This window comes from Kribbella lupini, assembly GCF_039529595.1.
Taxonomy (GTDB): Bacteria; Actinomycetota; Actinomycetes; order Propionibacteriales; family Kribbellaceae; genus Kribbella; species Kribbella lupini.
In genome coordinates this window covers 128,584-142,180 of the sequence record NZ_BAAANC010000001.1, presented here as the reverse complement: position 1 = coordinate 142,180, position 13,597 = coordinate 128,584, and the positions used below count along the sequence as shown (strand labels likewise).

At 71.0% G+C, this 13,597-nt stretch carries 9 protein-coding genes; 3 read left to right on the top strand and 6 right to left on the bottom strand.

Annotated features, from left to right (window positions below):
• Positions 1–123: 123 nt before the first annotated feature.
• The 3 genes from ABD235_RS00675 to ABD235_RS00665 form a co-directional block, all read right to left on the bottom strand.
• Positions 124–3,624: an Rne/Rng family ribonuclease gene (locus tag ABD235_RS00675; RefSeq protein ID WP_344167624.1), complete on the bottom strand. Its 3,501-nt coding sequence runs from the start codon at positions 3,622–3,624 to the stop codon at positions 124–126.
• A 143-nt stretch (positions 3,625–3,767) separates the two neighbouring features.
• Positions 3,768–4,595 (bottom strand): TIGR03936 family radical SAM-associated protein, encoded by an 828-nt coding sequence (locus ABD235_RS00670; protein ID WP_344167621.1) that lies wholly within the window; start codon positions 4,593–4,595, stop codon positions 3,768–3,770.
• Between the two features lie 139 nt (positions 4,596–4,734).
• Complete coding sequence (locus ABD235_RS00665) at positions 4,735–7,029, bottom strand: M64 family metallopeptidase (protein WP_344173616.1); 2,295 nt, start codon at positions 7,027–7,029, stop codon at positions 4,735–4,737.
• Between the two features lie 314 nt (positions 7,030–7,343).
• Between ABD235_RS00665 and ABD235_RS00660 the strand changes: the two genes are divergently transcribed.
• Complete coding sequence (locus ABD235_RS00660; RefSeq protein WP_344167618.1) at positions 7,344–8,147, top strand: lysophospholipid acyltransferase family protein; 804 nt, start codon at positions 7,344–7,346, stop codon at positions 8,145–8,147.
• Between the two features lie 38 nt (positions 8,148–8,185).
• Entirely contained in the window at positions 8,186–9,064 is an 879-nt protein-coding gene (locus ABD235_RS00655; protein ID WP_344167615.1) for a prephenate dehydratase, read from the top strand.
• Here the strand turns inward: ABD235_RS00655 and ABD235_RS00650 are convergent, their stop codons facing one another.
• Positions 9,065–10,114, bottom strand: a complete 1,050-nt coding sequence (locus tag ABD235_RS00650) for a hypothetical protein (protein WP_344167612.1) — start codon at positions 10,112–10,114, stop codon at positions 9,065–9,067.
• Positions 10,111–11,556, bottom strand: a complete 1,446-nt coding sequence (locus ABD235_RS00645; protein ID WP_344167609.1) for a S8 family serine peptidase — start codon at positions 11,554–11,556, stop codon at positions 10,111–10,113. The genes ABD235_RS00650 and ABD235_RS00645 overlap by 4 nt, the downstream gene beginning before the upstream one ends.
• 116 nt (positions 11,557–11,672) lie before the next feature.
• Between ABD235_RS00645 and ABD235_RS00640 the strand changes: the two genes are divergently transcribed.
• Positions 11,673–12,662: a GNAT family N-acetyltransferase gene (locus ABD235_RS00640; RefSeq protein ID WP_344167606.1), complete on the top strand. Its 990-nt coding sequence runs from the start codon at positions 11,673–11,675 to the stop codon at positions 12,660–12,662.
• Here the strand turns inward: ABD235_RS00640 and ABD235_RS00635 are convergent.
• On the bottom strand, positions 12,655–13,203 hold the full coding sequence (locus tag ABD235_RS00635) for a hypothetical protein (protein ID WP_344167603.1): 549 nt from the start codon (positions 13,201–13,203) through the stop codon (positions 12,655–12,657). The two genes, ABD235_RS00640 and ABD235_RS00635, sit on opposite strands and share 8 nt — an antisense overlap.
• Positions 13,204–13,597: the final 394 nt, after the last annotated feature.

Genomic DNA, 13,597 nt, shown 5'->3' with positions numbered 1-13,597 from the left:
TTCGGAAGACTTACCAGGCCCGGTGGTGACTCACTAACACACCGGGGCCCACACAAAGGAGGCACGCAGGATGCGCGCCGAATGGGAAGTTTACTACGCGGGCGTCGCAAACTTCAAAACGGGTCAGGGAGCGGTCGTGACCAGCTCCGGAGCGCTGTCCGCGTCGGAATCGGCCGTCTTCGACCGGCTCCGGCTGCTGCGCCGGCGACGGCTCCGGGTGGAACCGTTCTCCGAGGACTCCGAAGCGTCGGCCGGGGCCTCCGCAGCAGCGTCCTGTACGGCGCTCACGCGCTCCTCGGAGCCCGAGTCAGCGGCCGCGCTCGAGTCGGAGTCGGAGCCCGAGGCCGGAGCCTCGTCGCCGTGCCCGTTCGCCGCTGCCGAGGCGGCGGCGATCTGGGCCAGGCGCTGCGCCGCGTCGCCGTTGTGCGGCGCCTCGGCGGTCTCGGTCTGCTCGTCGTCGCGCCGGCCCTTGCCCCGGTTGCGGCGTGAGCTCTTGCGGCCCTCGCCGTCGGAGGAGGAGGAGGAGGAGGCCTTGGCGTGGTCGTGGCCGTTCTTCTGCTCCGGCTGCCGGCCGCCGCCGCGGCGGGACTCCTTCGGCTCGTCGTGCAGGATCAGGCCGCGCCCACCGCAGTGGTCGCAGTTCTCGCTGAACGCCTCGAGCAGCCCGGTGCCGATCCGCTTGCGGGTCATCTGGACCAGGCCCAGTGAGGTCACCTCGGCGACCTGGTGCTTGGTCCGGTCCCGGCCCAGGCACTCCACCAGGCGGCGCAGTACGAGGTCGCGGTTGGACTCCAGCACCATGTCGATGAAGTCGATCACGATGATGCCGCCGATGTCGCGCAGCCGCAGCTGGCGGACGATCTCCTCGGCCGCTTCCAGGTTGTTCTTGGTGACCGTCTCCTCGAGGTTGCCCCCGGAGCCGGTGAACTTGCCGGTGTTGACGTCGACGACGGTCATCGCCTCGGTCCGGTCGATGATCAGCGAACCACCCGACGGCAGCCAGACCTTGCGGTCCAGCGCCTTCTTGATCTGCTCGTCGATCCGGAAGTTCGCGAACACGTCGTTGTCGCCGGTCCACTTCTCGACCCGGTCGGCCAGGTGCGGCGCGACCGACGAGACGTACTCGCTGACCTGGTCGAAGGCGTCGTCACCGGAGATCACCAGCTTGGTGAAGTCCTCGGTGAACAGGTCGCGGACGACGCGGATCAGCAGGTCCGGCTCGCCGTGCAGCAGCTGCGGCGCCTGACCCGACTTCGACAGCTTGTCGATCTCGGTCCAGTACGCCTGCAGGCGGCTGACGTCGGCGGTCAACTCCTCCTCGGTCGCCCCCTCGGCCGCGGTGCGCACGATCACGCCCGCCTCGTCCGGGACGATGTCCTTGAGGATGGTCTTGAGCCGGTTCCGCTCGGTGTCGGGCAGCTTGCGGCTGATCCCGCCGTTGCCACCGCGCGGCACGTACACGACGTACCGGCCGGGCAGGCTGATCTGGTTGGTCAGCCGGGCGCCCTTGTGGCCGATCGGGTCCTTGGTCACCTGGACCAGGACCGCCTGGCCGGACTTCAGCACCGACTCGATCTTGCGCGGGCCGTTGCCGCCGCCGAGCGTGGCCCAGTCGACCTCACCGGCGTACAGGACAGCGTTGCGGCCCTTGCCGATGTCGATGAACGCGGCCTCCATGCTGGGCAGCACGTTCTGCACCCGGCCGAGGTACACGTTGCCGATCAGCGAGACCTGCTCCTCCTGGGCGACGTAGTGCTCGACCAGGACGTTGTCCTCGGACACGGCGATCTGGGTCAGGTCGCCGCGGGCGCGGATCACCATCGCCCGCTCGACCGACTCACGGCGGGCCAGGAACTCGGCCTCGCTGACGATCGGCGCGCGGCGACGGCCGGCGGCGCGCCCCTCGCGGCGGCGCTGCTTCTTCGCCTCCAGGCGGGTCGAGCCCTCGACCGCGGTGATCTCGTTCACGGTGTTCTTGCTGCGCGGCTCACGGACCCGTACGACGGTCTCGTCCGGGTCGTCGGCGGCGCCGTTGCCCTCTTCGCCCTTGCGGCGACGACGGCGACGGCGACGGCGCGTCGAGCTGCCGGCGCCCTCGTCCTCGGACTGCTCGCTGTCGTCCTCGGCGTCGGCCTCGGCGGACTGCTCGTCGTCGGTGTCGTCCTCGTCGGAGGAGTCGTCGGCGTTGTCGTCCGCGCCCTCGCCCGACTTGCGGCGGCGACGGCCTCCGCGACGGCGGCGGCGACGGCGGGTGCCCTCGCCCTCCTCGTCACCGTCGTCGTCAGCGCTGTCCTCGGCGATCTCCTCGGCCGCCTCGAGCACGGGCTCGGCGCGCTCGGCGGCGAGCTCCTCGGCGTCCTTGCCGCGGCGGGAGCGGCGGCGACGCGTGGTCGGCTGCTCCTCGGTCTCCGCGGCGCTGTCGGCCGGTACGTCGGTCTGCTGCTCGTCGGTCTGTACGTCGACCTCGGCCGCGCCGCGGCGGCTGCGGGTGCGCTTGCGCGGGGTCGTCTCGGTCTCCGGCGTGGCCTCGACCGGGCTGGTCGCGGACGCCTGGGGGGCGACCTCGACGGGCGCCTGGAACAGCGGGGCCGCGACCGGGGCGCGGCGGCGGGAGCGGCGCTGGGGGGCTTCCTCGGTGGGCTCCTCGGCGGGCGCTTCAGCCGGCGCCTCAGCCGGTGCCGGGGTGCCGCCGCCGACGGTCACGTACGAGGTGCCGGTGGTGGTGACCGACTTGGGAGCTGACTCGGCGGTGGTACCGGAGGCCTGGCCGGCGCCGGACAGGTCGCCTGTGGCTGAGGCCGCTGCAGCGCCAGTTGTGTCCGAAGCAGCGTTGCCCGATGATGCGTCGGTTGTGCCCGAAGCAGCGTTGCCCGAAGAGGCAGAGGTGGACTCGCCCGAACGGGCGGACCTGCCCCGACGGGTCCTGGTCTGGGCGGTCGCGGCGGTGCTCCCGGCCTGGGCGGTCCCGGCGGCGTTCCCGGCCTGGGTGTTCCCGGCGGTGGTACCGGAGGCCTGGCCGGCGCCGGAGGCGTCGCCTGTGGCTGAGGCCGCTGCGGCGCTGGTTCGACCCTGAGCAGTGTCGCCCGATCCGGTCGAGGTGGTTCCCTCAGCTGCCTCGGCGGCGAGGGTCTCCTCGTCCTCTTCCGCGTCGGCTACGGGGCCGTCGGTGAGGGGGGAGTCGGGGGTGAGCAGGGTGGGCTCGGGGGCCGCGGTCTTCTTGGTGGTGCGGCGGCGGGTGGTCTTCTTCGCCGCGGGCGGGGTCTCGACGACCGGGCCGCCGTCGGCGGTGGTGTCGGCCGGGACCTCGGGGGTGTCCTCGACGGGAGCGGCGGCGGCCTTCTTGACCGTGCGCTTGGCGGCCGCCTTCTTGGCGGGGGCCTTGGCGGCGGTCTTGCGGGCGGCGGCCTTCTTCACCGGCGCGGGGGCCGGGTCGGCGCTCTCGGCGTCGGACTGGGTGCTCACCTCGACGGGCGCGGCGGTCTTCTTGACCGTGCGCTTGCGGGTGGTCGCGGTCTTGGCCGTCGTCGTCTTCTTGGCGGCGGTCTTCTTCGCGCCGGCCTTACGGGCCGGCTGGGTGGGGGCCGAGTCGTCGGCCTCAGTCGTGTTCGGCTCGTTGTCGAGCATGCAGTGCGGGTCTCCTCAGGCCCTCCGGCGCATCCTGCGACCCCTGTCACGGGTCCGGCGCGCCCAGGGGGCGGTCACGGTCTCGCCGTTTCCGGCGGGTGGCCGGCACGGCGGAAGCCTGCTGGGTCCCGCTCCCCCGCGCTTCAGGGCGCAGTCGGAGCGGCGACGTCGCCCTCCGCGTGGTGCGTCTCATGGTCTACCGCCTGGCCGGTCGCGGTCGCCTGGTTGGCGTCGCGGTCACGAGCGAGCGGATCGTCCACTGTGCCGGAGGCCGCGATGAGCGGGCCCTGGGCGAGCCTGGTCAGAAGAGCCGGGCCCGTCACCGGAAGCGTCGCTACTTCGAGCACGCCGGCGAGAACGTCGTCGGGTCTCACGGCCGGGGTTCCGTGCCGTAACACCACTTGCAGTATCGCACACGTCTCAACCGAAGCCGGTCCACTACCGACGGTGAGTCGGAGAACGGCCTCCCGACAGTCGAACGAGCGAAGCCCCCGTTTGGTCATGCGCTCGACCAGGATTTCCTCCCGGGCGAGGAACCCCTCCACCGCGGCGGCCGCGTCGTCCGGATCCACCCCCGGCAACGCGATCTCCCACTCGCTGGCCTCCAACTGCTCGGCCAGCGACCCGCCCGCGGCGGTCACCACCTCGAGCACGTCCAGCCCGGCCGGGAGCGCCTCGTCGAGGGCCGCCCGTACGGCGTCCGGCTCGCGCTCGTGTGTGAGCGAGATCTCCAAGTACTCCGCTTCGGACGCCGCGCCGGTCGGTGCGGCGCCGGCGTACGAGATCTTCGGGTGCGGGCTGAACCCGTGCGAGAACGCCACCGGCAGCTCCGCGCGCCGGACCGCGCGTTCGAAGGCGCGCTGGAAGTCGCGGTGCGAGGTGAAGCGGAGGCGCCCCCGCTTGGCGAAGCGCACGCGCAACTTCTGGACCGCGGGGAGCTGCTGGGACGGCGGAGCTTGAACAGGTGCCACGACGGCATTCTGACAGCCCGAAGCCCCAGACTCACATCGTCACCGAGAGCAACCAACGCGACGGACAGTCACAACAACTGGACCGAAGATCAGCCCCGCACCGGCAACGTGCCGGCGCGGGGCTGCCACGGACCTGTCGTCAAAGGGTGGCGCACTGCCCCGATCGCGGGCCGGCGACCGTGTTCGGCGCCTGCAGGTTGCTCGGCGCCGCCGCGTTGCCGGAGCAGGCGAGCGGGCCGTTGACCGTGGTCCCGGCCAGTACGACGGGCTCGGCCGTCCGCGCGCCGGTCACCGAGACCGGACCGCTGACCGTGCTGCCGACGACGACCGCGGCACCGGTCATCGTCTCCAGCGAGACCGGTCCGTTGACCGTCGTCCGGAGCAGGTGGACCTGGGCCGCCCGCGCCGCGCTGACCGGCCCCGAGATCTTGCTGTCGGTGGCCACCAGCGACGCGCCGGCGCCGATGGTGACCGGGCCGTTGACCGTTGCCCCGGTCAAGCAGGTCACGCCGCCCGACAGCGTCAGCGGGCCGTTCCGTACGCCGGTGATCGTGCTCGTGCAGGCCGGGGCGGGCCGCAACAACGTCACAGCGAACCGGCGGGCGTCGCCGATGTTGCCGGAGGCATCGATCGCGCGGTACTCGACCTGGTGCCGCCCGTAGCCGGACGGGACGTCGTCCCACGGCACCACCCGCGGGACGCCGAGCTTGCCGTAGACCAGCTGGTCGATCTCGGTGCCTTCGGCGGTGAACTTGAACGGCGCGTCGGCGTCGGTCGGCCAGCCGTAGTAGTTGTACCAACCGTCGCCGTCGACGCGGAACTCCGGTACGACGTACCCCGGGCTGTCGTCGGTCGCGGCCAGTTTCATCGTGAACGCGTCGTTGTAGACGTACTCCGGGCCGGTCGGCTTCCGCACCGTCAGCAGCGGCTTGGACAGCGTCGAGGTGACCTCGGCCTGGACGCCGTCGACGGTCCAGCTGAGCGTGGACGTGCCGACCGTCGCGGTCAGCGTGTGCCGGCCGGTCAGGTTCAGCGGGGACAGGTCGAAGTCGCGGTCGTTGCCCGGATTCGGTACGTCGGCGCCGTCGAGCGTCCAGCTGACGCCCGGCTGGTCGGTGTCGGACTGGGTGGTCTCGACGTAGACGACCTCGTCGGCGTTGACCGGGTGATCCGTTGCAGTCGAGGTCGTAAAGGTGTGACCAACTGAGGAAGCAACTACAGATTTCGAGGTGTCAACTGTCCAGGTGCGGGTCGCGGTCAGCGCCGACGACGCCCGGACGGCGGGGTCCCGGACAAAGTCGGTCGGGTCGACGATCTTCGCGGTCAGCGTGTGCGGACCGGGTGCCAGGTCGAGCGCGGTGAGGTCCACGGAGTGCGCGTTGCCGGTCTCGAGCGGCGTGCCGTCGAGGGTCCAGGTGACGTCGAGCTCGTGGCTCGCCGGGTGCAGCGTCTGCAGCCACACGACCTGGTCGCCGGCGACCGGGCCGGCCGGCGTACTGGCCTGGAAGAGCGTCGCGCGGGACGAGATCCGCTGCGTCATCCGCTCCCGGGAGACCTGGTCGAAGTAGTAGCCGAGCACCTTCATCATCGAGTGCTTGCTCGGCCGCCAGATCCCCGACCCGGCGTACTGACCGGCCTCGAACCGGCCGATCTTGCCGCCGCTCTCGCTGTCGTCGCCGAGCCAGCGCCACCACTTCTTCTGCTCGGCGAGCATCTGCTGCTCGGTCAGCAGCGTGTGGTGGATCGACGTGGGCTCCGGGCCGACGTACGGCGCGCCGCGCTCGCCGCGGGCGTAGTAGTCGTACTCGTCCTGCAGCCCGCCGAGCGAGTGGCCGAGCTCGTGCGGGGTGATCAGCGCGGACAGCGCGTTGCCGCCGGACGCGGTCGCGTAGCTGCCGCCGGCGCCGCCGTACGTGTCGCTGTTGCCAATGGCAAGGATCTGCCGGTTGGCCGAGGTGGTCCCGGCGACCAGGTCCGCGTACGACGCGGCGGCGGTCGAGCTGACCGTCAGCAGGCGCTGGACGCTGGCCGCGTTGCAGCCGCCCCAGAAGCCCATCTGCAGCGGGGTGTCGACCTTCGGCGAGGTCAGGTTCGGATCGCAGTCGACGCCGCTCTGCGGCGACGGGATCTCGATCGCGTAGACGTTGAGGTAGTTCCGGTACGACTTGAACGGCTCGATGCTCCACAGGACGTTCAGGTGCTTGTCGACCTGCTCCCGGAACTTCGGCAGCTCGCCGGCGGTGTAGCCGTCGCCCATCACCACCAGGTTGAACCGGGACGCGGCCGGCCCGGTCACCTGCAGCGGCACCACCTTCGCCTCGGGGGCCGCCTGCACCCCCGGATCGGTCTTCTCCGACGCCGACGCCGACGCGGCGAGCGGGAGGCCGGCGAAGACCGCCGCCGCCACCCCCACGACCGCGGTCAACCGGCGCACGCTGAATCCAGTCCTCACAACTGCGGCCCCTCCTGCTTGGGCGTCCCCGTGCGGCTCGTCCGGAGCCCGCCGTGAGAAGCCTACGAACCGGCCGGCCGTCCTGTCAGCAGTTTCCGCGCGCCGCGGAGGTTAGGAAAGGGAAGGAACGAGGTTCGCGCGGGTTGCGGGGGGTGAGGAAAGAAGGAACGAGGCTCGCGCACATCGCGCGTGCGGGAGGGAACCGGGTGGGACGACTCGGGGCGACGCCGTCGTACCGCACGATCACGCGTCGTACGGCATCATGAGGGCTCGGGGAACGTGAGGAGAGGACATCGATGACGCAACCGGCACAGTCGCCGCGGCCCGAACCGGACCGCGACCAGCAGGTCGAGGACACTGGCGACGGTGACGGCAAGGGCATCTACTGGGTCCTGAAGAACGTCGTGCTCGGCCCTCCGGTCAAGCGGATCTTCCGGCCCAAGGTCGAGGGCGCGGAGAACATCCCGGACGTCGGCGCGGCGATCATCGCCAGCAACCACCTGTCGTACGCGGACTGGATCTTCATGCCGCTCGCGGTCCGCCGCCGGATCACGTTCGTGGCGAAGTCCGACTACTTCACCGGCGCCGGCATCAAGGGCCGGTTCCAGCGCGGCTTCTTCAAGGGCACCGGCCAGGTCCCGATCGACCGCTCCGGCGGTTCGGCCTCCGAGGGCGCGATCCGGGCCGGGATGAAGGTGCTGGAGCGCGGCGAGCTGTTCGGCATCTACCCCGAGGGCACCCGCTCGCACGACGGCCGGCTCTACAAGGGCCGCACCGGCGTCGCCCGTTTGGCGCTGGAGGCCAAGGTCCCGGTGATCCCGGTCGGCGTGATCGGCACCGACGTGGTCGCGCCGCCCGGCAAGGTGGTCGCCTCGCTGGCCTCCCCGACGGTCAAGTTCGGCGAGCCGCTCGACTTCTCCCGGTACGACGGGATGGAGGGCGACCGGCTGATCCTGCGCGCGGTCACCGACGAGATCATGTACAAGATCATGGAGCTGTCCGGCCAGGAGTACGTCGACATGTACGCCACCAAGGCCAAGTCGCTCGAGGGCCGGGCCACCACCGGCGCCCCGAAGAAGGTCCGCAAGTCGGACACCTGATCCGTTGGGTGAGACAGCCGGGGTTTACGCTGGACGTCGTGGACGGACCGATCGCTTACCAGGGTGAGCCAGGCGCCAACTCGGCGATGGCGTGCACCGAGATGTTCCCCGAGCGCGAGCAGCTGCCCTGCACGACGTTCGAGGACGCGCTGGAGGCGGTCAGCACCGGGCGGGCCGGGCTGGCGATGATCCCGGTGGACAACTCGATCGCCGGGCGGGTGGCCGACATCCACCACCTGCTGCCGGAGTCCGGGCTGCACATCATCGGCGAGCACTTCCTGCCGATCCACTTCCAGCTGATGGCCGCGCCCGGCGCCACGCTGGACTCGATCACCACCGTGCGCAGCCACGTCCACGCGCTCGGGCAGTGCCGCAAGATCATCCGCGAGCACGGCTGGTCGACGGTCGTCGCCGACGACACCGCGGGTGCCGCCCGGGAGGTCGCAGAGCTCGGTGACCCGACCGTCGCCGCGCTGTCGCCGCGGGCCGCGGCCGGCCTGTACGGGCTGGACGTGCTCGCCGCGGACGTCGAGGACGAGCACCACAACACGACCCGCTTCCTGGTCCTGTCCCGAGAGCCGGAGGTCCCGCCGGTCGGCTCCGGCCCGGTGATCACCAGCTTCATCTACCGGGTCCGCAACGTCTCGGCCGCGCTGTACAAGGCGCTTGGCGGCTTCGCCACCAACGGCGTCAACATGACCAAGCTGGAGAGCTACCAGCTCGGCGGCACGTTCTTCGCCACCCAGTTCTACGCCGACGTCGAGGGCCACCCCGAGGACCCGAACGTCGCCCTCGCCCTGGAGGAGCTCGCCTTCTTCTCGGTCGAGGTCCGCCTGCTCGGCGTCTACCCCGCGCATCCCTTCCGCGCCCAGATCGCCGAACCCGCCGCCAACCGGGCCCTGCGACCTCACCACTAGCTACGGCGTCGTCAAGGTCTCGTACGTCGTCGTACCGGCCTTGTACTGGCGGGGCTCGTTCTGGATCTCGCCGAGCATCTGCTGCCAGTCGGTGCGTGGTTCCAGGTACTGGTGGACCGTGGCCGGGAGCTTGACCGACGCGGCGATCGGCAACGTGTCGACGCCGGGGCGGCGGCCGACCAAGGCCCAGTCGGACTCCCCCGAGCCCTTGTACCGGGCAACGACATGCGCCAGCTGGCGATCGGTGAAGATCCGCCGCTGGAGCCCGTCGAAGAACTGGCCGCGCCGGGTGTCGACCAGCCCGTAGACGTACGGCGTGTCCGTCAGCGTGCCGTCCGCGGCGAGCTTCCCGACGTACGACGCGACGAAGCTCTGGAACCGGTCGCCGGAGACCGGGCGACCCATCCGGCCCAGGAAGAGCTTCTCTCCCTGGGGCTGGAGGTTGAACGTCAGCGCCTTGTCGCCGGTCCGGTTCGTCAGCTCGTACCCGAAGAAGACGACGAACGTCCCGGCATCTGCCCTGGGCACGGTGACCTTGACCGGCTTCGCCTTCCGGAGGTCGACGAACAGCTTGCTGTCGCGGCTGATCGTCAGCTCGGGCTGGACCATCCGGTAGTGCTCGCCGTTCGCTCCGAACGCCGTGACGTCGAGGCCATACTTGCCCTTGGCAACCCGACCGGGATCGCCGGCCTCCAGCGTGTCGACGTTCACCAGACCGACGTAGGCCCGATCGGCCGGGAGCGGCTTGCCATCCGTGCCGAGCACCGTGACAGCGACGTCGTAGCTCTCGACCTCCTTGTCCGCGACCAGCGGTACGGCGACCTGCTGATTCCCGGTCGTCGCAGTCAGCTTGCCGGTGTAGAGCCCGTCCGGTCCGGCGTGCATGGTGTGGGACGTGACCTGTACCGACGCCGTCCCACCCGCGGGCACGGTCAGCCGATCGGCGCTCAGCGTCAGCACCCCCGCCGCGGCACCGTTCTTCAGCGAGCCCACGAGATCCAGGGGCACGGCCGCGCTGCCGAAGTTCTCGAAGCCGACGGTCCTGCTCACCGGCTGGTCGTCCGCATGCGGCCACTGCGCCGTACCGAACGAGACGCTCGACGTCGTCGCGACCACCGTCTGCCGGACCGCCCGCGCGACATCGACGCGCCCAGAACCTTGCTGTACGGCGTGAGCGCGGGATTCGCCCGCGCGGTCGAGGTGAGCGCGGCCTTCAGCTCGGCCGCCTTCCAGCCGGCGTGCTGCTGCGCGAGCAGCGCGGCGGCTCCCGCCACGTGCGGCGTCGCCATCGACGTACCGGACATCCGCGCGTACTTGTCGCCGACCGGCGACTCCGGGTGCGAGGCCGAGGACCTCGCGGCGACGATGCCGACGCCGGGCGCGGTCACGTCCGGCTTGATCGCGCCGCCGCTGACCGGGCCGGGCGCGGAGAAGTCCGCCAGGCTCTCGTCACGGTCGACCGCGCCGACGGTGAGCGCCGAGGCCGCCGTACCGGGTGACTCGACCGCGCGACCGTTGTTGCCTGCAGCAACGACGAAGAGCGTGCCGGTCTCGCGGGTCCAGCGGTCGACGGCCTGGTCCAGCGGTCCGCCTTCGGCGCTCGATCCGCCGAGGCTGAGGTTGACGATCTTCGCCTGCTGCGCGACCGCCCACTCGAGCCCGGCAAGGACGTCGGACTCCGCGCAACCACCGAAGTCGTCGCACACCTTGCCGTCGAGCAACTTCGCGTCGGGGGCCACGCCCTGGTACGCGCCCCGGCCCGCGATCGTCGATGCGACGTGCGTCCCGTGGCCGACCGCGTCCGCGGCCGGGTCGGCGGTGAAGTTCTTGGCGGCGACGACGCGGCCGCTCAGGTCCGGATGCGTCGCGTCGATGCCGCTGTCGAGCACGGCGACGGTGACGCCCTTGCCGGTGTACCCGGCCTGCCACGCGGCCGGCGCGCCGATCTGCGGGACGCTGTGATCGAGCGACGGGCGCAGCTTGCCGTCGAGCCAGATTTTGGTGCCGGCGATCCGGGTGCTCTGACGGCCGAAGTCCTTCAGGAAGCTCGCCGCGGTTGCCTTCGGCACCGACAGCGTCGTACCGGACTTCAGGGCCTTGGTCGCCTGCCGGGACTGCACCGCGCCGCCCGTGACGATCAGCGGAATGTCGGCGCGCGCGGCGTCGTCGTACCCGTCGCGCAGGAGCAGTTCGAGGTCGAACAGCCGGCGGTCGAGCCGGCCGGACTCGACGGCGCCTCGGACGTCGGACGGGATGACGGTCCACGAGCCCGGCGTCTTGCGGCTCTCGAAACCGATCTGCTCGCGACCGGCGGGCCGGATCACCGAGAACTGGTCGCCACCTCCGAGGACGACCTTGTCGCCCGTGATCAGGGTGACGGTCCGATTGGCGCCGGTCTCGTCGAGCTGCTCGGCTGAGGCCTGGCTGATCGGCGCCAGCGTCAGCAGCAGAGCCGTGGCCAGCAGGGTGGTCGTCCATCGTCGGTTGCGCACGCGCTGCTCCTTCGTCGTCGGGCTACACGCCGTACATGTCCGGCGCCGGCGGTGAACATTTCGCGCCCGGGGAAATTGCCGCGCGACGGACGGCGTACGGGACCTAGGGTCGAGGGATGCAGATCGTCGAGGTGGACGGGCACGACCCGGTCGTGTTCGAGAAGTTCTTCAAGGTCCGGGACGACGTCCGGCGGGCCGAGCAGGAGTTCCCGGTCGGGCTCGGGCAGGAGGAGACGCGGGCCATGTTCACCGCCGACGATCCCGACGAGCGGTCGAACGGCCTCGGCCTCGTCGACGGCGGCACCTGGCTCGGGATGGCCTGGCTGGACTGGTGGCTGACCGAGAACACCCACATCGTCGACGTCGAGATCGCGGTCGACCCGCGGTTCCGTCGCCGGGGCGTCGCCACCCGGTTGCTCGACGAGGTGAAGGCCCGGGTGCGCGCCGACGGCCGGACGCTGCTGACGACCTCGGTGATCGGCGACCCGGACACCGGCGCCGGCTCCGGTACGGCGTTCGCGCAGGCGCGCGGCTTCGTCCGGAAGCACACCGAGCTGCACCAGGTGATCGAGCTTCCGATGGACGCCGCGGTGGTCGACGCGCTCGAGCGGGAGGTCCCGGGGTACAAGCTGCTGCAGTGGCGGGACCACACGCCGCAGGAGTGGCTGGCCGATTTCGCGGACGCGTACACGGTGATGAGCCGGGACGTGCCGCACGGCGAGCGCACGGTGGAGATCCAGCAGTGGACGCCCGAGCGGCTGCTCGCCCGCGAGGCCCAGCGGATCGAGCGCGGACGCTTCACGCACACCACGGTCGCGGTGGACACCGACGGCCGGCTGGCGGCGTACACGCAGATGGGCGGCAACCGCGAGAGCCCGGAACGGCTCTACCAGTACGACACGTTCGTCCGGCCGGAGCACCGCGGGCACGGACTGGGGATCGCGGTGAAGATCCCGAACCTGCGGTCGCTGCAGGCGGAGCTGGAGCACCCGGCGGTGCTGCACACCTGGAACGCGCCGGAGAACGCGCCGATGATCGCGGTCAACCAGAAGCTCGGCTTCCGGGCGAGCGACCAGCGGGTCGCGCTCGAGCTGGAGCTCAGCTGAAGGTCCACTCCGGGTAGTCGCGTTCCAGTACGGCGCGGTGGCCGGACCAGTTGGTGTGGTCCCGGCGTTCGGGGTCGAGGGTGGAGGGGTGGCCGCCCACCAGGCGGTAGCCCCAGGTGAAGGCGGCGACCGGGACGACCTCGCGGGTGCGGAGGACGTCGGGGACGACGGTCAGGAAGGTGGTCGCCGTCCAGACACCGTCGGGGTGGTCGGGGTTGGCGGGGGCGTCGAAGAACGTCGGCAGGTGGCCGTACGACGAGAAGGGGGCGGCGCCGGCGAAGTACGGGAGGGCGTCGACCGTGCTGGAGCTGTCGAAGCTGCGGGCGACCACCTGGATCCAGCCCATCACCGCGTTCAGGCCCTGGCCGTGGTACCGCAGGGTCGCCGTACAGATCGGGAAGCCGCGGAACGTCTCCGCGTCGAGGTCCGGCACGATCAGCTGGTGGCCGGACGCCCACGGGTCGTCGTTGGCGAGCACGCGGACGTTGATCAGGCCGCGCTGGCCGCGGGTCTCGAACGGGACGGACAGTTCTCGGCGCATCGAGCCTCTCCCTTGAGGTTTCAAGCAATTCTCCAACGTTTGCTGGGTTTGCGGTGAATCTGTTTGCCTGGGCCTGAGGGCTTGCACTGTACGGACGTACCGTCGCATGGTGAGAGCGAGCAGTCGCTTGGGGGCAGCCTGTTCGTGGGGGAAGACGGGAAGAGTCCGTCTTCAGCTGAAGCGTGGGTCTGGGGGATCTGGGAAGCGTCTCGGTCCGGGACCGTTCGGTGCGTACTCGGGGTGCGTCACCGCGGGTTCCGTCCTGCTCGTCGCCCCTGTGCACCGAGGGGGAGCAATGCCGAGAAAGGCCAACGGGAGAGCGGACAAGATCCACGGATCCGATCCCGACCGGATGCCGGGCATGCCCGGCGAACCGCAGTCGAACGGGACCACC